The sequence below is a fragment of the Acinetobacter sp. ANC 3903 genome (assembly GCF_002135315.1).
Classification (GTDB): Bacteria; Pseudomonadota; Gammaproteobacteria; order Pseudomonadales; family Moraxellaceae; genus Acinetobacter.
In genome coordinates this window covers 110,935-133,830 of sequence record NZ_NEGA01000009.1, presented here as the reverse complement: position 1 = coordinate 133,830, position 22,896 = coordinate 110,935, and the positions used below count along the sequence as shown (strand labels likewise).

The 22,896-nt window shown below is 42.8% G+C and carries 21 protein-coding genes; 5 read left to right on the top strand and 16 right to left on the bottom strand.

Annotated elements, in window-relative coordinates:
* Positions 1-2: 2 nt before the first annotated feature.
* The 5 genes from B9T29_RS09100 to B9T29_RS09080 form a co-directional block, all read right to left on the bottom strand.
* Complete coding sequence (locus B9T29_RS09100) at positions 3-407, bottom strand: DUF3106 domain-containing protein (RefSeq protein WP_086175614.1); 405 nt, start codon at positions 405-407, stop codon at positions 3-5.
* Positions 397-717, bottom strand: coding sequence for a hypothetical protein (locus B9T29_RS09095; protein WP_086175613.1), 321 nt, complete (start codon positions 715-717; stop codon positions 397-399). Before B9T29_RS09095 ends, B9T29_RS09100 begins: the two co-directional genes overlap by 11 nt.
* Positions 714-1,328, bottom strand: coding sequence for an RNA polymerase sigma factor (locus B9T29_RS09090; protein WP_086175612.1), 615 nt, complete (start codon positions 1,326-1,328; stop codon positions 714-716). The genes B9T29_RS09095 and B9T29_RS09090 overlap by 4 nt, the downstream gene beginning before the upstream one ends.
* A 166-nt stretch (positions 1,329-1,494) precedes the next feature.
* Positions 1,495-2,271, bottom strand: coding sequence for a TrmH family RNA methyltransferase (locus tag B9T29_RS09085; protein WP_086175611.1), 777 nt, complete (start codon positions 2,269-2,271; stop codon positions 1,495-1,497).
* Positions 2,272-2,325: 54 nt separating this feature from the next.
* Entirely contained in the window at positions 2,326-3,300 is a 975-nt protein-coding gene (locus B9T29_RS09080) for a class 1 fructose-bisphosphatase (protein WP_086175610.1), read from the bottom strand.
* 186 nt (positions 3,301-3,486) lie between these two features.
* Here B9T29_RS09080 and B9T29_RS09075 point away from each other — a divergent pair, with 186 nt between their 5' ends.
* Positions 3,487-3,681 (top strand): NF038105 family protein, encoded by a 195-nt coding sequence (locus B9T29_RS09075; RefSeq protein WP_086175609.1) that lies wholly within the window; start codon positions 3,487-3,489, stop codon positions 3,679-3,681.
* Positions 3,682-3,720: 39 nt separating this feature from the next.
* Here B9T29_RS09075 and pal read toward each other — a convergent pair whose 3' ends face one another.
* From pal to B9T29_RS09040, 7 genes are all read right to left on the bottom strand, one after another.
* A complete protein-coding gene (pal, locus tag B9T29_RS09070) occupies positions 3,721-4,290 on the bottom strand; it encodes a peptidoglycan-associated lipoprotein Pal (RefSeq protein ID WP_086175608.1) in 570 nt (189 codons plus the stop codon).
* A gap of 47 nt (positions 4,291-4,337) precedes the next feature.
* Positions 4,338-5,621, bottom strand: coding sequence for a Tol-Pal system beta propeller repeat protein TolB (tolB, locus tag B9T29_RS09065; RefSeq protein ID WP_171264020.1), 1,284 nt, complete (start codon positions 5,619-5,621; stop codon positions 4,338-4,340).
* Positions 5,622-5,827: 206 nt separating this feature from the next.
* Positions 5,828-7,096 carry a cell envelope integrity protein TolA gene (gene tolA, locus B9T29_RS09060; protein WP_086175606.1) on the bottom strand — a complete coding sequence of 423 codons (1,269 nt, stop codon included), beginning with the start codon at positions 7,094-7,096 and terminating at the stop codon, positions 5,828-5,830.
* A gap of 3 nt (positions 7,097-7,099) precedes the next feature.
* Positions 7,100-7,549: a protein TolR gene (tolR, locus tag B9T29_RS09055; protein ID WP_086175605.1), complete on the bottom strand. Its 450-nt coding sequence runs from the start codon at positions 7,547-7,549 to the stop codon at positions 7,100-7,102.
* The gene (gene tolQ, locus B9T29_RS09050; RefSeq protein WP_086175604.1) at positions 7,549-8,247 is read right to left on the bottom strand and encodes a protein TolQ; all 699 of its coding nucleotides are present in this window, start codon (positions 8,245-8,247) and stop codon (positions 7,549-7,551) included. The genes tolR and tolQ overlap by 1 nt, the downstream gene beginning before the upstream one ends.
* A gap of 25 nt (positions 8,248-8,272) precedes the next feature.
* Positions 8,273-8,683 (bottom strand): tol-pal system-associated acyl-CoA thioesterase, encoded by a 411-nt coding sequence (gene ybgC / locus B9T29_RS09045; protein ID WP_086175603.1) that lies wholly within the window; start codon positions 8,681-8,683, stop codon positions 8,273-8,275.
* 244 nt (positions 8,684-8,927) lie between these two features.
* Positions 8,928-10,277, bottom strand: a complete 1,350-nt coding sequence (locus B9T29_RS09040) for an amidohydrolase (RefSeq protein WP_171264019.1) — start codon at positions 10,275-10,277, stop codon at positions 8,928-8,930.
* Between the two features lie 313 nt (positions 10,278-10,590).
* Here B9T29_RS09040 and B9T29_RS09035 point away from each other — a divergent pair, with 313 nt between their 5' ends.
* On the top strand, positions 10,591-11,172 hold the full coding sequence (locus B9T29_RS09035) for a hypothetical protein (RefSeq protein ID WP_086175601.1): 582 nt from the start codon (positions 10,591-10,593) through the stop codon (positions 11,170-11,172).
* Between the two features lie 179 nt (positions 11,173-11,351).
* Here the strand turns inward: B9T29_RS09035 and ruvB are convergent, their stop codons facing one another.
* The 3 genes from ruvB to B9T29_RS09020 form a co-directional block, all read right to left on the bottom strand.
* Positions 11,352-12,353, bottom strand: a complete 1,002-nt coding sequence (gene ruvB, locus B9T29_RS09030; RefSeq protein WP_086175600.1) for a Holliday junction branch migration DNA helicase RuvB — start codon at positions 12,351-12,353, stop codon at positions 11,352-11,354.
* 251 nt (positions 12,354-12,604) lie between these two features.
* Positions 12,605-13,207 carry a Holliday junction branch migration protein RuvA gene (ruvA, locus tag B9T29_RS09025; protein WP_086175599.1) on the bottom strand — a complete coding sequence of 201 codons (603 nt, stop codon included), beginning with the start codon at positions 13,205-13,207 and terminating at the stop codon, positions 12,605-12,607.
* Between the two features lie 122 nt (positions 13,208-13,329).
* Entirely contained in the window at positions 13,330-14,670 is a 1,341-nt protein-coding gene (locus tag B9T29_RS09020) for a deoxyguanosinetriphosphate triphosphohydrolase (RefSeq protein ID WP_086175598.1), read from the bottom strand.
* 450 nt (positions 14,671-15,120) lie between these two features.
* Here B9T29_RS09020 and purL point away from each other — a divergent pair, with 450 nt between their 5' ends.
* From purL to B9T29_RS16555, 3 genes are all read left to right on the top strand, one after another.
* Positions 15,121-18,954 (top strand): phosphoribosylformylglycinamidine synthase, encoded by a 3,834-nt coding sequence (purL, locus tag B9T29_RS09015; protein WP_086175597.1) that lies wholly within the window; start codon positions 15,121-15,123, stop codon positions 18,952-18,954.
* A 212-nt stretch (positions 18,955-19,166) separates the two neighbouring features.
* Complete coding sequence (locus B9T29_RS16745; protein WP_265733365.1) at positions 19,167-19,298, top strand: KGW motif small protein; 132 nt, start codon at positions 19,167-19,169, stop codon at positions 19,296-19,298.
* A 288-nt stretch (positions 19,299-19,586) separates the two neighbouring features.
* On the top strand, positions 19,587-19,970 hold the full coding sequence (locus B9T29_RS16555; RefSeq protein WP_228146585.1) for a hypothetical protein: 384 nt from the start codon (positions 19,587-19,589) through the stop codon (positions 19,968-19,970).
* A gap of 402 nt (positions 19,971-20,372) precedes the next feature.
* Here the strand turns inward: B9T29_RS16555 and B9T29_RS09005 are convergent, their stop codons facing one another.
* Positions 20,373-22,877: an acyl-CoA dehydrogenase gene (locus tag B9T29_RS09005; protein WP_086175596.1), complete on the bottom strand. Its 2,505-nt coding sequence runs from the start codon at positions 22,875-22,877 to the stop codon at positions 20,373-20,375.
* Positions 22,878-22,896: the final 19 nt, after the last annotated feature.

Genomic DNA, 22,896 nt, shown 5'->3' with positions numbered 1-22,896 from the left:
AATTAATGATGGGTTACAGTTTGGGGCAAATATTTACTGATATATTCAGCGCGAATCAGAGGTCGTTCTTCGGGTGTGGCCTTTTGCATACGGATACCCAACTCTTTACGTTCTTGGCTGCTCATTTTTTGCCAGGTTTCACGCATTTTTTGTTTTTCTTGCTCTGGAAGCTGGGTAAACCAATCCATACGTTGCTGTAGGGTTGTGCCTTGTGCTTCAGGTATTTCTTTGAGTGATTGGTAGCGCTGAATAAGTGCGCGCTGTTCACTATCCGATAATGTATCCCAGGTTTCTGCTATTTGTGTGTCGGCATCTTTGGAAAAAATCCAAAAACGTTCGAAGCCAGCAAAGCTGGTTTGTAAAAATCCGAGAGCACAAAAAGCAAATGCTAATTTTTTAGCTGCCATGTGGAACCTTATCCTCACCTAAAACCATGAGCATCTCCAAATCTTCAACCATTTGCGGAGAGAGTTTCGGAGTCACCACAACCTGATTTTGAGGTTTTGTTGCCATTTCAATGGAATCTGGGAACACCACGAATCCTGCAATTGCAGCGGCAAGAGCAAACCCTGACATTTTCCAAAGTCCATAACGGGATGTTTCTCGCGCTTGAATTTCTTCAATCACATGATTCATCACAGTAGGTTTGGCTTTGTGATGTTGTGCGAGTCCATCGAGTTTGGAAGTAACTTGTTTTAAGAAATCATCTTGCTTCATTCTGATGACCCTCCACGATATGGATTCAAATGTGCTAACGAAGCTCGGAGACCTTGAATAGCACGGTGATAATGGGTTTTTACACTCCCTTCACTGCATTCCATAATTTGTGCAGTCGTGTGTGTATCAAAACCTTCCCAAGCACGCAGCATAAAAGCTTGTTGCTGACGAACAGGAAGCTGAGCGATAGCTTCCTGTATTTCTTCGGCAGTTACGGCTTGATCAAGAAAATCGAATGGACTAGGTGTACTTTCGTCAACAATATCATTCAGTTCGATATCGTCATCATCCAAGCTTACCTTTTTAAAAAAAGAAAAAGGTTGTGCCCGACGGACTTCTTTTCTACGCCAGTCTTGGAGTTTATGATTCAAAATGGTGTAAAACAGGGGATACCACTCATCGGTCGACTTATCGGCATATGCCTTATGCAAGGAAATAAATGCTTCCTGCACGAGATCCATTGCAATGCCTTGTTGACCTTGGGTTGCACTCTCCATCATGACTAAAGCACGTCCAGTCACATCCTGCATAAAAATTTTCAGGCGTCGTTCAGCCGTACTCTTCAGAGTACTCAAATTTTCCGACTGAGACTGTCTCGGTGCTGAATCCATAGAGATGGAAAATCCTGTCATTGGATACCCACCATTATTTCCATATTCATATACCTATAACGCTGGAAATAATGGTTTGGTTGACAAAAAAATTATTATTTTTCTAGTGTAATCTATTTTTAAACATTGACGAGGGATGTTTAAAATAAAGTAACGAATGAGACGTTTATAACCGTTGACGAACCATTTCAAAGAAGCAGACAGAACCCGCAATGGCAACGTTTAGAGACTCTTGTCCACCAGGTTGGGGAATCGAAACTGCCTGTGCATGTTCAAGGGCGTATTCAGAAACACCTTGACCTTCATTGCCTAAAACCCAGACACAAGATTGGGTTAAATCCTTGGAATATAAGCTCTCTGATTCATGTGAACTGGTCACGTAAACAGGAATCTTGAATTGATCCAAAATATCTTCAAGTGTCACATTTTCATAAGTGTGCAAGGAGAAGTGTGCACCCATTCCGGCACGCAGTACCCGTGGCGACCACAGTGAAGCTGAACCTTTGGTACAGACAATTTGCTGAATACCTGCTGCAGCTGCAGAGCGGAGCAAAGTACCGACATTGCCCGGATCTTGGATATTTTCCAGAATTAAGGTGTCAGCCGTAAAATCGAGGGCATGGCGTGAACTGGGTAAATCGACAATGGCAAGACAAGCAAGTGTGGTACCCAAGGTACTTAAATCCTTGTACAAGGATTCACTAATGACAAACACTGCACCTTGGTATTGTTCAGCAATCCGGTCAAAATCAGGATGGTTTAAAGCCTGTTCGGTGGTAAAAATAGATTTGATTTTTCTATCTTCTGCTAACCAGGCCAAACACAAATGGGTACCTTCAAGTACGGTTTGACCTTGTTTTTTACGATATGAATTTTGTTCAATTAAGCCGCGTAAATGCTTAATTTTAGGATTATCTTTTGATTCTAGAAAAATAGTAGGCATGGGAGATCAAATCCACGGAAGCAAGTCATCAGGACTTACTTCCGCTATAAAAAATTAATTATGGTAGTGCGTTACGAGGTCAACTTCATTTTTAGAACCAATCACCACAGGTACACGTTGATGAAGTTCAGTCGGCTGAATCTCTAGAATACGTACACGACCCGTTGTAGATGCGCCACCTGCCTGTTCCATCAGCATACTCATCGGGTTCGCTTCATACATTAAACGTAAACGGCCGGCTTTTTTCGGATCTTTAGTGTCATATGGGTACATAAAGATACCGCTACGGCAAAGAATGCGGTGGATATCACCCACCATACACGCCACCCAACGCATGTTAAAGTCTTTTTCACGCGGGCCTGTTTTACCTGCAAGCAATTCTTCGATATAACGTTTTACCGGTGCTTCCCAGTGACGTTGATTCGATGCATTGATGGCATACTCTTTAGTATCGGCAGCTACAGTAATCGCATCTTTAGTGAGCAAGAATTCTTTGGTTTCAGGGTCGAAAGTAAAGAATACAACGCCAGCACCGACAGTAAGTGCCATCATGGTTGAGGGGCCATAGAGTACATAACCTGCTGCAACCTGGTTGGTACCTGCTTGCAAGAAGTCTTCAGCTTGTGTTACTGCATGTTTTGCAGGAAGAATTGAGAAAATAGTACCTACACACATGTTGATGTCGATGTTGCTAGAACCATCCAATGGATCAAACAATACAAGATATTTCCCATTTTCTTGCGCAGGCGTGAATTCATCCAATTCTTCAGATGCTAAACCGCCAACTTCAGCATGTACTTTTAACGCATCAATTAAATAATCATTTGAAATAACGTCAAGTTTCTTTTGTTCTTCACCTTGAACATTTTCGTGTTGCGCACTACCTAGAACGCCAGCTAAAGCACCTTTTTGCAATAATTGATCGATGTCCTTACATGTATTACCAATCGTTTCAATAACTTGAGCCAGTTCAGGCGTTAGATTCCCGTTTTGTTGTTGTAAATATTGGGAAAGGCTGAGGTATGACATGACAGGAAAACTCCAATTAAAAAATGATAAAAAATTATCAAAAGAATATGGGCAACCATTTTAGATGAGAACGCAGCAAAAGAACAATTAAACTCGACTATTTGTCGTGATTTTACTCTTGTAAGTTCTGTAAAAAATGCTATGTTGAGGTCTATAGGTTATGGAAAACGTGATAGGAGCACAGTTATGACAACGCAAAAGTTTGATGCGACTCCAACGCCAAATGAAGCTATGAATTTAGAAGATATTTCTGCCGAAAAAGTGAAAGAAGCCTGGAAAGGTTATGAAGTGAAAGCGGAATATAAAAAATTCAACAAGCATGATTTGATAGAATCTATGCAAAGCCCGAAACAAGATTCCGAAGAATCTGAAAAAGCTTAAAAAAAGCGCTCAAGATTGAGCGCTTTTTTATTGGATCTCTTATTTTAATAGAGGGGGAACTGCTTCGTAGTTAAGTTCTACACGGCGGTTCTCTTTCCATGCATTTTCATCATGACCTGCATTAATTGGCATTTCCTTACCATAGCTCACTGCTTCTAATTGAGTTGCAGCGACACCATTGGTAATGAGGAAGCTTTCTACCGCTTTGGCACGACGTTCACCCAAAGCCATGTTGTATTCACGGGTACCACGTTCATCAGTATGGCCAGTTAAAGCCACTTTAGAATTGGCATTGGCGACAAGGAATTGTGCATGTGCCTGAAGGGTTTGGTAGTCGTCGTTTGACAGTTCGCTACTGTCATAGTCGAAGTGAACCACACGTTTCGCTAAAAATGCTTTATTTGCCGCAGTAACACCTTTAGATGACGCACCTGCCAGGTTTTGTGCATTCAAGGCTGCATCTTCACTTAGACCTTCAGTGCTGACGGTAGTGGCTCCGCTCGGATTTTGTCCTGCCTGAATTTCAGCAGCAGGCTTGCGGCTGGCACATCCAGTCATTACCAATGCTGTAGCAAGAACAGGAAGTACTAATAATTGAACTGCTTTCATCTTTATCTCCATGATTATCATTACTTTAGATTAATAAAATTAAATTGTTATTTTGGTGCCCAAGCCGGTTCGCGAACCTCGCCCTGTTCACTTGGCAAGTTCATGCGGAAACGGCCATCCAGTGACATGATGGACAATAAGCCACGGTTGCCTTCACGTGTGGCATAGACCACCATCTGACCATTTGGTGAGAAACTTGGTGATTCATCCAGACTGGTCGGGGTGAGGATATTGGTAATACCAGTATTGATGTCCTGAATGGCAACCTTGTAGTTACTACCGCTTGGACGATGTACCAGTGCAACTTTTTTACCATCTGCACTTAATGTCCCACGTGCATTGAATGCACCGCGGAAAGTCAGGCGTTTACTGGTGCTATTTGCAAAATTATAGCTATAAATTTGCGGTGAACCACCTCGGTCTGAGGTAAAAATAAAGGATTTACCATCTGGAGCGTAGCGTGCTTCGGTATCGATCGCACTGTCATTGGTCATACGCTGTAGTTCACGCGTATCCAGGTTCATCTGATAAATTTCTGGATTGCCATGCAGGGAAGCAGTAAATAGCATGCTCTTGCCATCCGGCGAGAAACTTGGTGCACCATTCAAACCACGGAAGCTGGCCAGTTTTTCACGTTTTCCAGTCGCTAAGTCCTGTACATAAATTGCCGGGCGTTTTGTTTCAAATGAAACGTAGGCAATTTTTTTGGCATCAGGTGTCCAGGCCGGTGACAAGATCGGATCGCGTGAGGTCAAAATAGTTTTAGGCTGTTCACCATCGGTATCGGCAATTTGCAAGGTATAACGCTGTTCAGGTGTTGCCGGGTTGCGCAGCACATAGGCAATACGCCCGCTAAAGTCCCCTGCAATACCCGTTAATGCCTGATAAATTGCATCACTAATCATGTGGCCAGCTTGGCGGATACGTGACGCAGGGACAGTCAATAATTCATTTAATAGATACTGCTGTTTTTCGATATCGTAGAGCTGGTAATGAACTTCAAAACTGCCATTGTCGGTAGTTTTTACCGTACCGGTCACCACATAAGGTACACCGGCAGATTTCCAGGCTTCGGCATTTGGATTATTCATACTCGCTGTTGCAGGGAGATTCTTGGAAGCGCTGGAAAATTTACCGGAACGGTTCAGGTCATTTTCGACAATAGGATAGATGCTTTGATCATTATTAAACGGAATAATGGCAATTTTTGGTGCTTCTTCTGGTGCTTTAGCAATTTCCAAATGCAATTGTGCATAAGACTGTGTCGCTAAAACTGGGCTTAAAGCTGTTAAAACGGTTAGGCAAAGTAGATGTTTACGCGTCATTTCCATCATCCGCTACGTACTCTAAAAAATATAAATTATTGTGGGTCTGCTTGTGTCACATAATGGCATGATTTTGAGTGATTGAAAGCACATCATAAGGACTAAACTGTTATAAGACTGTGAAAAGTGAATAAAATTTTAGCTGTTTTATCGACTGTCCAGTTTAAATGCCAAAAAAAGCCACATCAACCAAAATTTGATGTGGCTTCTAGTTATCTCGCCGTAAAGCTTGAAGTAAAAGTTCTTGCTTCACGTCGTGCATCGGGATCTGAAGGCATTGGATAAGGTGCAGCTGCCCGAACGGCTGCTTCTACACTGGCTTTCATGTCAGGGTCGCTCGAGTTAACAATCACCGATTGAACTGAACCGCTATCACTTAAAGTCACGCGGGCACTAGCAGTTTTTCCAATTGAACCTGAAGGAACATCCCAAGCTCGATGAACTTTATTGGTGAAATCACGTTTTGCAGTTGAGGCAATTTTCTTGGCTTCAGCTTTTTTAGTCGCGGCTTCTTCGGCAGCTTGTTTAGCAGATGATGCTTTGGCCTCTTCAGCTGCGCGTTCACGGGCTTCTGCATTCGCTTTAGCTTTAGCAGCGGCATCAGCTTTAGCAGCAGCGTCGGCTTTGGCTTTATTGGCCGCATCTGCCTTAGCTTTTGCAGTGGCATCCGCTTTTGCTTTTGCAGCAGCATCAGCTTTGGTCTTATTCGCTGCCTCTATTTTAGCTTTGGCAGCAGCGTCAGCTTTTGCCTTGTTAGCCGCATCGGCTTTGGCTTTGGAAGCAGCGTCAGCCTTGGCTTTGGAAGCAGCGTCAGCCTTGGCTTTATTTGCAGCATCAGTTTTGGCTTTTGCGGTGGCTTCAGCACGCTGTTTATCCGCTTCTGCCTTTCTTAATGCATCCGCTTTTACTTTTTCTGCTTTCGCACGTTCAGTCTGATCTGCTTTACGTTTGGCATCTGCTTCCGCTTTTGCAGCAGCATCAGCCTTAGCTTGAGCCGCAGCTTTTACATTGGCTTTTTCGGCTGCCTCAGCTTGCGCTTTTAGTTTATTGGCCGCAGCAATTTTTGCATTTTCAGCAGCTTGTTTTTCGGCTTTTTGCATGGCTTCAGCAGCGGCTTTGGCTTGCTCTGCTGCTTTATTTGTATCAGGTTTAGCTGGAGCTGGAGCTGGAGCTGGAGCTGGAGCTGGTGGGGCAACTGGTATTACAGGAGCGGGCTCAACATTTGGTTCTGCTGTTTGTTGAACCTGTTCTGCTACTTTTTCATGGGTAGTTTCTGCTGAATCGGTTTGTTCCACAGGTACGGGTTCAGCTGGCAATAAATCTTCAGGTTTAACTAAAACCGTCGTGATCTTTTTAGGAGGCTCAGGTGGTTTACTCATGCCTAAAAAAAGTAAGCCAGTCATTGCCACCACATGGACACCGATGGTAAATCCAAGCGCAATCGTTTTTTCTTTAGATTGTGGCTTTGTGAAATCTTTCATAAATTATTTTAATGGCTCAGTCAGTAAACCTACTTGAGTTAATCCTGCATCCTGTAGGGCAGACATGAGTTTCATGACTTCACCATAAGGACGAGATTCACTGCCGTTAATCAGTACGCTCATTTGTTTTTTCTGTTCTGACGCTTCACGTTGCGATTCAGTCAGCACGGCTTTTAATTCATTGAGTGTGAGCACATCATTACTATGTGATTTATCTTCAAGTTTAATGGTGCCATCTGATTCAAGCGTGACAATGGCAGGGCGGTCTTCGGCCTGCATGGGGGTGCCATTGGCTTGAGGCAAATCAACTTTTACACCGGTCGTAATCATGGGTGCAGTGACCATAAAAATTACCAGAAGTACCAGCATGACGTCGATATAAGGGACGACATTCATGTCACTTTTTAACGGTTTTTTGATACGCTCAAAGCGTCCGGAACGTTGAATCGCCATTAGTCATTTTCCTGTGTAGAACCCACAGTTTGACGTTGTAATAGCGCCACCATTTCTTCGGCAAATAAAGCACGGTCTGAATAGACAGCTTCACCTTTAGCAGTGAAATGGTTAAATGCCAAAACAGCCGGAATGGCTGCAAACAGACCAATAGCAGTGGCAATCAATGCTTCAGCAATACCCGGAGCAACGGTGGCCAGTGTCACCTGGTCAACATCTGCCAGACCAATAAAGGCATTCATAATGCCCCAAACGGTACCGAACAAGCCGACATAAGGTGCAACTGAACCAATACTTGCCAATACACCCAAACCTTGTTCCAGATTACCCTGGTCACGGCTTAGGCCAACGCGTAAAAGGCGTTCTGTGCCTTCAATGCTTTGCTGGGCCGGTGCATTGCGTTTTGTCAGCTTTAAAAATTCACCCAAGCCCTGATAGAAGATATCTTCCAGACCAACACGTTTGGAATTGAGCTGGGCGTTGTTGTAAAGGGTATTTAATTCGGCACCCGACCAGAAGATTTTTTGGAAATGTTCATCATCTGCCTGGGCTTTTTTATAACTCATATGTAACTTGGCAATCAGATACCAACTATATAGTGATGCCAGAAGGAGCAGCAGCATTACCAGTTGAACGACAGGACTTGCTTGTAAAATAAGATCTGATACGTGTAGCGAAGATTCTAGTTGTGTTGCCATAGTTACAATGTGCCAATAAATTTTTTTAGTCTTGTCCTAACTCTTTCAGAATTAGTGTACGGATTTCCTCAGGAAGTCGTGTTGGACGCATGCCGTCTACACTGATACATGCCAACTCGACTTCACCAGATGCAAGCATGATTTCACCACGATAAATATTTTGTTGCAATACAAATGATGTCGCTTTACACGAAACTACACTCGCGGTAACAGTAATTAGGTCATCCATCAGGATAGGACGCGCATATTTTACATTAATCTTATGGACCACAAAGTGATAATCTTTTTGGTGCCAGTAATGTTCAACACCTGCCGCACGTAACCATTCAGTACGCGTACGCTCCATAAAACGAATATGGTTAGCATGATAGACAATGCCACCTGCATCGGTGTCTTCAATATATACACGAATGTTGAATTCGAATTTATTCGCCATGATGGATCCCATTTTTCAATTCAGTTTTATGGTTTTAGCTGTACTTTTAGCGGATTAAAAAAACTGTGAAAAATGACGTTTTTTTTGCCAAGAGTCAAGCTGTATAACGCATTGCAGTTTATCATTATGAGAGTTGAGTCCAATGGCACAAGGTTTCAAATGAAATCTATTCTCTATTTAATCCTCAAAACCTTTAGATATAAAAAAAGTGAGCAAAGGATGCTCACTTTTTAAAAAATAGACTTTATTTTTTTGCAGCTTGCATCTTTTTCCAGTCTGCCTGTACCTGTTCGGCAACTTTTGGATAATCCAGAATAAAGCGTACATGGCTTTCTACCCCGGTTTTTAAAGTCGCATTATCGACGATAAATAAAGGGTTATGGTTAGGTGCGGCTTTGGCCATGTCCTGATCGGCAGGCGTTGCGCCTACAAAAACAAACAAGGATGGCATGAGCTGACCATAATAAGAAAAATCTTCACTGGCACTGGCATTGTTGTCCAGTACATGCAATTTGTCTTCACCATTCACCAGAGCCAGTGTAGGCTGCATCAGCTTGGTTAGGGTTTTGTCATTGGTGGTCACAGGCGCGTATGGTGCAATTTCCACTTTTGCAGTGACATCATTTGCTGCGGCATTATGCTCAATCATTTTCGGTAGGTCTTTTAATATTCCTTGGCGCACATCTTCATTATTGGAGCGGATCGTACCCACCATATTGACTTGATCTGGAATGACGTTACCTGTTGTACCACCGTGAATGCTACCAATACTCACCACGCCCATACCTTTGGTCAAGTCCGCCTTTCTGCTGACCAGACTTTGCATGTTATTGATCATTTGTGATGATGCATAGATCGGATCACGACCGAGCCAAGGCATGGAGCCGTGGACTTGTTTACCATTCACTTGAATGCGTAAATGATCGGCACTGTTCAGAATCGCACCATCTTTATATAAAATATTGCCGCTAGGCATACCTGCCATCACGTGCATACCGAAAATGACTTCCGGTTTAGGATTGTTCAATGCACCATCGGCAATCATTTTACGTGAACCGATTAAATGTCCTTGGCTAAAGTTATCGACATCGGCCCCGCCTTCTTCAGCCGGCTGGAATACGAATACCACGGTGCCTGCAATTTTATCTTTGTTGGCAGCGAGTGCTTTGGCTGCACCCAGCAACATGGCTGTATGCGCATCATGACCACAGCCATGCATGACATGCGTTTCTACACCTTGATACATGGCTTTGGCTTTGCTGGCAAAAGGAAGTGCAGTTTTTTCTTCAATTGGAAGGGCATCCATATCTGCACGGAGTGCCATGACTGGACCCGGTTTAGCGCCTTTCAGTACACCAATTACACCGGTTTTGGCATAACCTTTACGCACTTCAATGCCATAGGATTTCAACTCTTTTTGTACCAGCTCAGAAGTTTTGAATTCCATGTTGCCAAGTTCAGGATGCTGATGAATATGTTCCCGCAGCTTAATGGTGTGGGCTTCTACATTTTTAACGGAATCATCAATCCAGTCAGCAAGGCTGAGTTGGCTACAAAAGATAAGTGGAAGACAAAGGGAGATCTGCTTGTACATGTTCATATCTTGGGAGAACCTTAAGAGTTTGAAATAGTTAAAGTGACTTTTTAGAATTGCATATTGTTTTAAATTTAATCAAAACTCTGTAGGTATCTTAAATATACTTTTAAGGTATACTTTATTTTAGTGATTGGAATATAAGGTTTTTATTGATACTTTTACTTTGTAAATTTATGTATCTTACTTTGGAATTCGCTTTTATAAATTGTGGTTGTTGTAAAAGTCAATTTTCGGATCTGTGACCCCGAGATTTAATCCGATTCCATTTATTATTAAGTTATTACAGCATAACTAAACATACGAGATTTAGATGAGTCGCTTTTTGAAATACATAATTATTTTAGCCTTGGGGTTTGCACTGTGGAATTACTGGCTGAAACCGGATAAAGGTATTTCAGAGGCTGCTGATTATCAATCTGCTCAAGGAATCCATCAGTTTGATGGCTATAGTATGAAAAATCTTGAAGCGTATGCTGGCGAGTTTCGGGTTTTATCAAGAGAAGACTATAGTTTCGGTCGAGAGGCGGAACTTAGTCCAGTTGATTTTGCTTTGGGATGGGGCAGCATGACCAATCCTGCTGTTTATAAGCAGTTGTCGATTAGTCAGAGCAACCGCTGGTATTACTGGCGTTATGAAAATGCACCGCCCATTCCGGTCAATGAAATTTCAGCACAAAGTGCCAATACGCATTTGATTCCGGCATCGAAACAGATTGCAAAACAGCTGAAAGAGATTGATCAGGATGATTTGATTTATTTAAAAGGGCAATTGGTTGAAGTCACGGCTGCGGATGGCTGGAAGTGGCGCAGTTCTTTAAGTCGTGAAGATACAGGGAATGGTGCGTGTGAGTTGATGCTGGTGGAAGAGGTGAGGGTGATTTCTAAGTCTTAGATCTTTTTTAAGTACGGATATGATTTTGTAAGGAAAATAAGTTAATAGAACTAGGTTGTATGCACTCCTTCAAATATGGATGGCTAACGTGTGGCATCCCTGCCACACGTATATCCAAAGCTTGCTTAAATTAAGCTATGAAATACTAATGAACCTAAGCTGCCTTTTCAAATTACTTATCACTTCGGCTCTGGTGGTGTCATGCCAAACTGCACATACGCCATATTAGTAGCAATACGACCTCGTGCAGTGCGCATGGTATAACCTTGCTGAATCAGATAAGGCTCAATCACATCTTCCAATGTACCCGAATCTTCTGCCATTGCCGCAGCTAAAGCTTCTACACCGGCAGGGCCCCCATCAAAACGTTCTAATAACATGCTTAAGTAACGACGGTCCAAGGTATCCAAGCCATCTTTATCTACATTCAGCATATCCAGTGCACGTTGAGCCATATCCTGAGTGACTTCACCCGTACCTTTCACTTGCGCATAGTCACGAACACGACGCAGTAAACGGTTGGCAATACGCGGTGTACCACGAGCACGACGGGCAATTTCTTTTGCACCATCAGCCGTCATCGGAACGTCCATTAAGCTGGCTGAACGTGAAACAATGTGCGTCAGGTCTGCAACTGAATAAAATTCTAAACGCTGCACAATACCAAAACGGTCGCGTAGCGGCGAGGTGAGCAAGCCTGCACGTGTAGTTGCTGCAACCAAGGTAAACGGTGGCAAATCCAGTTTAATGGAACGTGCGCCAGGGCCTTCACCAATCATGATATCCAGCTGGTAATCTTCCATGGCTGGATACAAAATTTCTTCAATCACTGGAGAAAGACGGTGAATTTCATCAATAAATAAAACGTCACCTTCTTCCAGATTGGTCAGCATGGCAGCCAGATCGCCGGCACGTTCTAGCACAGGGCCTGAAGTTGACTTTAAATTACCGCCCATCTCGCGGGCAATAATATTGGCCAGTGTGGTCTTACCTAGACCGGGTGGGCCAAAAATTAAAGTATGGTCGAGTGCTTCACCACGTCCGCGTGCGGCGCCAATAAAGATTTCCATTTGCTCGCGTACCACCGGTTGACCAATGTAGTCATCGAGGGAAGTCGGGCGAATGGCACGATCAAAATGATCTTCGGGTTTTTCAGAACCACTGATGAGACGGTCTTGCATAACGTTTAATTACCAATGTTTTGGTGATCCTTTGAATTGCTGTTTTTCATACAGCCTCAAATATGGATCTGAATCCTAAGATTTTCACGTAGGCGATGCCTTACTTTTGACGGGACAAAAGTAACAAAACCCCTTTGTTCAACTGACGATACATCCTTGTACCGCAGTTGAACCAGCGACATCCGTGTCGCTTAGCGTGTAGCGATAATACGGAAATAGTTAGACTTATTTAAATTTAAGTCATATTCCAGTTATTTATTCATCGATTTTAATGCAGCGCGAATAATATCTGATGCTTCGGTGAAGTCACCTTTGGCTGCATTCACCAGTTTCTGGGCTTCTAAAGGTTTGTAACCTAAAGATTGCAAGGCGGCTTCGGCTTCAGCAACAGCCGAGTTACCACTAAACTGGATTTGCTGTGCTGATGCAGGATTATTGGCAATGCCGGCAGACATCGCTTTAAAACGGTCACGCAGTTCAATCATCAAGCGTTCAGCAGTTTTCTTGCCTACACCCGGAACTTTCATCAGGCTGTTGATATCTTCATGTTCAACGGTATGAATCAGCATTTCTACACTTAAGGTCGATAAAATGCCGAGCGCCATTTTAGGCCCCACGCCGTTGACTTTGAGCAGGGTACGGAAGATGATTTTTTCCTGAGCATTCAAGAAGCCATATAAAAGCTGAGCATCTTCACGAACGGCGAGGTGCGTCCATAAGGTGACTTTTTGGCCTTTCTGTAATTGGCAAAATGTAGAAAGCGGTGTGTCTACCTCATAGCCTACACCATTGACATTTAATAATACTGTCGGTGCTTCTAAAGCCAGTACTTCACCAATGAGACATCCAATCATTTTGAGTTTTTCACTTATCTATCGTTGCTTGCATAGTAGTGAGCATTTGCAGGAAAGGCAAAATACACACGCATAATTCTTTAAAATAAGCAGAAATTTCAGCCAAAATATCTGCAAAATCTTTATATCAAGCCTGCTTTATTGCCTTGTAGCTCTTGTGACAGGTTATAGGCCTGATGGTCAGAGAACTTAGAAATAATATCCAGCACCTGCATAATATTTTCATAGTGGTTACTTTGAAAATTTACCCCTGCACGTTGCAACATCGACATCAGGCGTTGTTCTTTAAAGCTTAAAGTCTTGTGTGGCGTCGTCAGTGGAATAAAGGCATCTAAAATATTTTGCAGGCTCTGATGCGCAATAATTTCCAAACCGGCTTTTTGCGGATGTTCAAAAATCTTGTCACGCGCCAGATTCTTCGCTCGGTCAATGCCACGTTCAATATCTTCGGAACAATATTGCAACAAGCTGCCTTTGAGTTGACCTGATAAAATTTCAAAATGGTGTCTGGCAAAGGCGGTCGTGACTTCATCCACCAGTCGTTTCATCACCCGGCCACGTAAAGCAGCAATTTTTTGCTGCCAGGTTGTGGTGGGCATAGACAGTTCTTTAGGTCTGCCATAATCTGCAATCAGGTCAAGGAAAATCGGTTCAACTTCTTCATAAGACAGCATATTTAAAATAATGCCATCTTCCAGATCAATCAGGGCATAGCAGATATCATCTGCAGCTTCGAGTAAATAGGTCAGTGGATGACGGCAATAATGATATTCACCCAACTGAATTAAACCCAGCTGTTCAGCAATTTGCTTCAAAATCTCTTTTTCGGACTGATAACAACCGAATTTTGCCCGCTGACTGGCCGGACGATCGCCTTGTGAGGCAATTGTTTTAGACAGCCACGGATATTTAAGATAAGCGCCTAAAGTTGCATAGGTCAGGCGCATACCGCCATCATTTGGGTGGTAGTCAATTTTAGTCAGCAAACGTAAGCCTTGGGCATTGCCTTCAAACTGGCGCACATCGGCCTGTTCTTCTGGAGTGAGTTTTTCCAGAAAATTGCCATGTGAGGCATCATCAAACCATTCACGAATGGCATATTCACCGGCATGTCCGAAGGGCGGATTGCCAATATCATGCGCCAAACATGCGGCCTGAATAATGGCACCGACATCGGCAGGGGAAATCCAAATCGGGAGTTGATCTTTGATTTTTTCCGCGGCCAGCATGCCTAGGGAGCGTCCAATACACGACACTTCAAGCGAATGGGTTAAACGGGTGTGAATGCCATCGTGCTGTGTCAGCGGGTGAACCTGGGTTTTACGGTTTAATTGTCGAAAACTTTGCGAAAAGATAATGCGGTCATAATCTTTGTGAAATGGGCTACGTGCCTGTTCTGAACTTTGTTTTTTGCTACCCATACGAACTGTCGAAAGCAGTTCTAACCAACGCATTTGTTCCATTTATCGTTATTCAGTGAAGACCTGAATTCATCATGCCAAAAAAAATTGCCATAGACTAGAGCAGCACGACATGATTTGTCTTTCTGATAAAAACAGCCTACAGATGGATTTATTGCAGATGATATGAATAAATCGACAATATGGTATCTATTGAGATAAAAAATAAGATTCGAAGACGATGCCATAATGTTAATGGCTAATTGAAGATTCGGAATAAACTCAAGTCGTTGCAATAATATTTAGAAACAACATAGTGCAGGCTTAAATTTATATAAGATTCAAAATTTTTATCTGAAAAATAAAATATTCTTGCGTGTTCTTGAGCGAATTGATGGCACATTCGTGAATTTCTATCTAGCTGATTTTGCCAATACACAGTAGAATATGCGCTCTCTCTAAGTCACATTGGCGGTATGGTCCAAAAGACCTGCCCGTGGAGCCAAAATCAGCATGTTTATCGTGGCCGGTGCATCAGCACACTCTTCTTTTAAGAAAACTCAACTCTTAAACCGTCTTGCGTCAATGAGTTCTGTTCAATCAATTGAAAGTCAATGGATTTATCTGTTTGATCAAGCGCTCAACGAGCAGCAGCATCAATCTGCATTACAATTATTAAACGATGGTGCTTCTTTTGAAGTTCGCCAAGCGGCAAATGATGAAATTCAAATTTTAGTTACACCGCGTTTAGGTACGATCTCGCCGTGGTCTTCTAAAGCGACTGATATTTTTGCCAACTGTAATACCCCGATACACCGCCTAGAACGCGGTGTTTTGTTTACTTTAAAGGGTATTTCTGAAGTATCTGATCAAGTTAAACAGGTTTTGCATGACCGCATGACCGAAAGTGTGTTTAATCAAATTGAAGATGCTGCGGCATTATTCTCTGAGACTGCACCAAAGCCTTTAAATAGCATCGATATTTTAGGTCAGGGCAAACAAGCGCTGGTTAAGGCCAACTCTGAATTTGGTTTCGCACTTTCTGATGAAGAAATTGATTATTTGACCGAAGCCTTTATCAAGATGGGTCGTAACCCACATGACATCGAACTGATGATGTTTGCGCAAGCGAACTCAGAGCATTGCCGTCATAAAATCTTTGGTTCTGAATGGACAATTGATGGTGAAAAACAGCCATTGTCATTGTTCCAAATGATCAAAAATACTTATAAAGAATCTCCAGCAGACGTTTTATCTGCCTATAAAGATAATGCTTCTGTAATCGTGGGCTTTGATACGCAGCGCTTCTATCCTAAAAAAGACGAAGCAACCGGTCACCACATTTATAAATACAAGAGCCAGGCCGCTCACATCTTAATGAAAGTGGAAACTCACAACCATCCAACAGCGATTGCACCATTTGCCGGTGCTGCGACTGGTTCAGGTGGTGAGATTCGTGATGAGGGTGCAACAGGTCGTGGTGGTAAACCTAAAGCAGGTTTAACCGGTTTCACTGTTTCAAACTTGAACATTCCAGGTTTTGAACAGCCTTGGGAAGAAAACTACGGCAAGCCATCACGTATGGCATCTCCACTTCAAATCATGATTGAAGGCCCATTGGGCGGTGCTGCGTTTAACAACGAATTTGGTCGTCCAGCCTTAAACGGTTACTTCCGTACTTTTGAACAAAACGTCAATGGCGAAGTCAAAGGCTTCCATAAGCCCATTATGATTGCCGGTGGTTACGGTAACATCCGTCCTGACCATGTGGAAAAAGATGCGATTCAACCAGGCGATTTACTGATCGTGCTTGGCGGTCCAGCGATGCTGATCGGCTTGGGTGGTGGTGCTGCATCTTCAGTAGATAGCGGTAAGTTGGGTGAAAACCTGGATTTCGCTTCTGTACAGCGTGAAAACCCTGAAATGGAACGCCGTTGCCAGGAAGTGATTGATGCCTGCTGGCGCATGGAAGATTACAACCCGATCGTGTCTGTACATGACGTGGGTGCGGGCGGTGTATCCAATGCGATGCCTGAGCTGGTCAACGACCATGAATTGGGTGCAGTACTTAACCTGCGTAAGATTCCATCGCTTGAGCCAGGCATGTCTCCAATGGAAATCTGGTCAAACGAAGCGCAAGAACGTTATGTATTGGCGATTCGTCCAAGTTCTTTAAGCCTGTTTGAATCACTTTGTGCACGTGAACGTTGTCCGTTTGCAGTGTTGGGTGAAGCGACTGAAGCACGTCACTTAACCGTTGAAGATCCATTGTTTGAAAACAAAGCCGTGGATATGCCAATGCAAGTAATGCTTGGCGGTACACCACGCATGAGCCGTTCATATGAAACGATTGAACGCAAAGGCGATGACTTTGATGCCGCTCAAGTGGATTTGAAAGATGCAATTTTCCGTGTACTTAAAAACCCAACCGTTGCCTCTAAATCATTCTTGATCACCATTGGTGACCGCTCAATTACCGGTATGGTTGCGCGTGACCAGATGGTAGGTCGTTGGCAGGTGCCTGTAGCAGATGCTGCGGTAACTACAACAAGCCTGGTCGGTTACACAGGTGAAGCAATGGCGATGGGCGAACGTCCACCAGTAGCACTTCTTAATCCGGCAGCTTCTGCACGTTTGGCTGTAGCTGAATCAATCAGCAACATCATGTCTGCAAAAATCGACCAGATCAGCGACATTAAATTGTCTGCAAACTGGATGGCTGCAGCAGGTCAAAAAGGTGAAGACCAAGCTCTATTCGAAGGTGTTAAAGCCATTGGTATGGAAATGTGTCCTGCACTAGGAATTGCCATTCCTGTAGGTAAAGACTCATTGTCTATGCGTACAACCTGGAACGACGAAGGCGAAAATAAAGCAGTAACATCTCCAATGTCTGGTGTAATTACTGCATTTGCTCCGGTGACTGATGTACGTCAAACATTGACTCCTGAACTGAAAAATGAAGAGTCAGTGCTGGTACGTATCGACTTGTCTAAAGGTCAGTTCCGTCTAGGCGGTTCGATTCTGGCTCAGGTGTATAAAGCCATTGGTTCTGTAACTCCAGATGTAGACAGCTTTGAAGACTTCAAAGCATTCTTCGCATTGGTTCAAGACTGGAATAACCGTGGCTTGATCAAGGCTTACCATGACATCGGTGATGGCGGCTTGTTGGCGACTGTTGCAGAAATGATGTTCGCTTCACGCTTAGGTGTGGCTTTAGAAGATCAATCTACTGCAAGCCTGTTTGCTGAAGAAATTGGTGCAGTTCTGCAAATCACTACTGCTGATTGGGAAGCATTACAGGCAGAAATCGCTGAATCTTCACTTAAAGATGCAATCTCTGTAGTAGGTAAAGTGAACAATACTGACCAATTGACTATCAATGGTCTGGTACTTGAACGTGCTGATCTACAAGTAGCTTGGACTGAAGTATCGCATCAAATCCAGCGTCTACGTGACAACGTAGAAACTGCGGATTCTGAGTTTGCTTTGATTACAGACAAGAACCATAAAGGTATTATTGCTCAGCCTACATTTGACTTGAACGAACCTGTTGAAGCACCGTACATCAACTCACGCCGTCCAAACATGGTGATTTTACGTGAACAAGGCGTAAACGGTCATGTGGAAATGGCTGCGGCATTTGACAAAGTTGGCTTCAATACTGTTGACGTACACATGAGCGACTTGCTTGCTGGTCGTATCAGCCTGGATGACTTTGAAGGTATTGTGGCTTGTGGCGGTTTCTCTTACGGTGACGTCATGGGTGCAGGCGGTGGCTGGGCTAAATCAGTATTGTTCAACCCTAAACTTCGTGACCAGTTCGAGAAATTCTTCCATCGTTCAGAAACTTTCTCTCTAGGTATCTGTAACGGTTGTCAAATGTTGTCGCAATTGGCTCCACTGATTCCGGGTGCAGAAAACTGGCCGCGTTTCCACCGTAACACTTCTGAAGTGTTTGAAGCGCGTGCAGTGAACGTTCGTGTAGAAAAATCTAACTCGATCTTGTTAGACGGTATGGAAGGTTCGATTCTTCCAATCGCGGTTGCGCATGGTGAAGGTCGTGTAGTTGCAACTGAAGACAAGATTGCTGCGTTAAATGCAGGTAACCAGGTCAGCCTACGTTATGTAGATAGCTTGGGTAATGCTACACAGCAATATCCATTGAACCCGAACGGTTCACCAGAAGCGATTACCGGTGTGACTTCGAAAGACGGTCGTGCAACCATTATGATGCCGCATCCTGAACGTAATTTCCGTGCAATTCAGCATTCTTGGAAACCTGAAGAATGGACTGAAGATGGTGCATGGTTACGTATGTTCCGTAATGCTCGTAAGTTTATTGGTTAATATTTCCCGAATTTAAAAAGCCACCTTCGGGTGGCTTTTTTATTTTGAACAATTTTTATTTTTATTTCTCCCGCTGGACTTGGTTTGGATTTTGCTTCTATATTGGAGTGAAAGATAATTTGTGTGTTTTATGCACAATAACGATGCAATATGGAAGAAAGATGGTTCACTAAATACAAGTTCAGGATTGAATCTCTAAGTGAGGTGACACAATGCTAAAAACTGTGACATATACAAATGTTGATAAGGCGACTTTACGTAAGAAAGGCTGGATGTTTTTTATGGCTGTCGTCGGGCTACAAATGTTGTTCTTGATCGGTAGCTATTTGCTTCAAAGCTCTTAATTTTTAGATTTAAAAAAGCCACCGTGAGGTGGTTTTTTTGTGTTGGATATTTTAATAAGGTCACAGCTTGACTGATTGTGCAAAATTTTAATAAATAACGCATAAGCAGTGTTTTACTTTTGATGCAGCAAAAGTAACAAAACTGCTTTGTTTGGTAGAGGATACATCCCTGTATTCCTACCAAACGTGCGACATCCATGTCGCTAGTCATGTGATTTTATGGTTAATAATAAAAATAGAGTTTTTCTTTTGTTATTATGGGTTAATTAAAAATATATGAGATAGAAATTGAAGACTAAAGAACAGAAATCAAAGAATAATATTGTTTTTGGAGCTGTTGTTGGCTTAACAGGGATTGCTTGTGGTTTGTGGCTTCTAATCTCTTTGGAGAAATTATCAGGAACTGAGTTTGTGGCTTTTGCTCTTGGATTTGCTGTGATTGGATTGATCATAGCCTTTGCAGCAGAGGTGCAAGAATTTTCGATTGCAGGAAATGGTGTCAAATTGAAAGAATTAAGGTCGGAAGCTGAAAAGACCATAGAGGAGTTAAAAGAAGCTAGAACAGAATTATTTAGAGTTTTAGTCCAAAAAAGTATTTATGGATCAGGTGGGTTTCGTAGTGATTGTATAGTAGATGAATGTGCTGAATCATTTTGTGAGTTAATTGAATAAATTGAAAAATTTAACTGTTTAAATAAATTAAGGTTAGATGTTGAAAAATCATTAAGATTAATATTATCTCGGCAGTACAATAACTTGTATATGCTTCATTTGCCAAATAAGAAGCATACAGATTCACTTGAAAGTTATGATAACCCTCGAGATTTAAGAATTAAAATAAGCGATGAATGTATACAGAAATATATTTCAAGGAAGTCTCATCTATTCACCATGGAAGAAGGAAGATCAGAATTAAATGATGCTATTGAAGTGTATGCAAAATTATATGCTATAAAAATTAAACTCGATAAATTAGCAACTGCATCGTAGAAAATAGTTAAACTCTTTTTCTAATTTTCATAATTAAGATAATAAAAAACGGCTTCAATCAGCCGTTTTTTATTTCCGAAATCCTTAAGGCGATAATGGTTCTTGCTGTTTTGGATCAGGCATAGGTGCGGATTCTTCCTTATCATTATAAGGATTTTCCAGTTCCAAAGCTTGATCAAGCTCAGAATCAAATACATCAGTCAGCATACTGTCATAGCGTTTAGCATTATAAACAGCAAGTTTTGATGCTTCATCTTCAGTTATAAAACCGATTTCTACAGCATCCGCAAGACGTTCATCAAAAGTTAAGCCTTTAAATTGACCTTTAGATTCTGATTTCTTGAATTTATCCCACAGGGGTTCTATTTCCAGCAACATATTAAAGGTCGATTCCATACGACCGGTCACATCATCTTCCTGAGTGGTATAAAACACATGTTTTTTCAGTTCATCGCGGAAAGCATTGTCCTGCATAATGATATCACCAGCCTGTTGTTTCAAAGTATCACTTGGTTTTTTCAAAGGTCGGCCCAGCGGGAAACAGATAAATTTGATCAGACCTGCTGCCATACCGACTGGGAAGTTTTCAAACAAGCCATAGAAAGCTTCCTGAGCATTGTAAAGTGATTTTTCCAGCGCCAGTTTGGCATGAATCTGTTCAGCTTCAGTTTTTTTTCCATGTTCATAATATTTAATAATCGCCGTGCTGATAAACAGATTGGCATGAATATCTGCCAGGCGGCCGGACAGCATTTCTTTGCGCTTAATATCACCCGCAAGTAAGCCTAAACACATATCGGCAGTGACTGAAAAGTCGGCACTTAAACGGTTAATAATCTTGTAATAGGGACGGCTAAACTCATCTACACTTTTCGGTGCATCGGATGAGCCACCGATATATCCATAAGCGAATGCGCGTGCAGTACGATTAAAGGTATAGCCTAAATGTTTGAACAGCATATCGTTAAAAGTATCTAAGGCCGTTTCTTTATCCTTGGCTTGTAGCAGTTGCAATTCCTCAAACAAATAAGGATGACAGCGCATTGAACCCTGACCAAAAATCATTAAGGAGCGACTTAAAATATTGGCACCTTCCACCGTAATGGATACAGGTATAGTCTGATACATTAATGCCAGAAAATTGCGCGGACCCATTTGTACCGCACGGCCACCAACCACGTCCATGCCATGATTGACCACATGGCGCATGGTTTCAGTGGCGTAGTATTTGGCCATTGCAGTCATGACCGCAGGTTTACCACCTTGGTTCAGTCCACAAGTCACTAGGTAGCGAAATGCTTCCAGCATATAAGTTTCACTGGCAATATCACTGGTTGCCTCTTGTACACCTTCAAATTTACCCACTGAAATTTTGAATTGCTGACGGATTTTTGCGAAAGCCCCTACGTTTAGATAGGTCATTTCACTTGCAGCAGTGGATAGGGCTGGAAGGGAAATACCGCGGCCTACCGCCAGACATTCCATCAGCATACGCCAGCCTTTACCAATATTTTTCCTGCCGCCAATAATCCAGTCCAGTGGAATAAAGACATCTTTACCATCCACCGTTCCATTCATGAAGGGTACGCCCGGATTATGGCGTGCGCCTATTTTCACACCCTCATGACTGGCAGGAATCAAGGCACAGGTAATGCCATATTCCATTTTACTTTTATCACCCAACAAACCTTCCGGGTCGTACAGTTTAAAAGCCAAACCAATGACGGTGGCAATTGGGGCAAGGGTAATCCAGCGTTTGGAAAAGTTCATGCGTAAACCGAGCACTTGCTGACCTTCAAACTCGCCATAGCACACCACGCCAGTATCGGGAATGGCACCGGCATCTGAACCTGCCTCAGGGCTGGTGAGACCAAAGCAGGGGATTTCTTTGCCTTTGGCTAGGCCCGGTAAATAACGGTTCTTTTGTTCTTTGGTTCCGTAATGAAGGAGTAGCTCGCCAGGCCCCAAAGAATTGGGCACCATACAACTGACCGCTGCCGTTAAGGAACGTGAAGCGATTTTACTCATAACGCGGCTTTGGGCAAATGAACTAAACTCGCGACCGCCATATTCTTTGGGAATAATCAGGCCTAAAAAACCATTGTCGCGAATATAAGTCCATGCTTCAGGAGGCAGGTCTTTATAGTTATGGCGGATATCCCAGTCATTTAACATCGAACATAGCTGTTCAACTTCATGATCTAAAAAAGATTGTTCCTCATTTGACAGTTGAGGATAGGGATAGCTTTCAAATTTAGACCAGTCCGGTGCGCCCATAAATAAATCTTTTTCCCACCAGCTGGTGCCTGCATCTAATGCTTCACGTTCAGTTGAACTCATGCTGGGCATGGCATTGGCAAGGGCCTTATAGGCAGGTTTGGTGATAAATGTCATACGCAACGAATCGACCATGACGATAACACTGAGCAGAATTAGTGGAATACCGACAAGAAGAGACCACGGACTGATAAATGCAGTCACGACTGCCACAATAATTGTCGTAATTGCGCCAGTATTACGGCTCAATCCAAAAAAGAAAATGGCCCAGAGAGTAAAAAATTGAATAAGCACACTGATGATGAATAGCATTTATTGTCTCCAGTTGCTT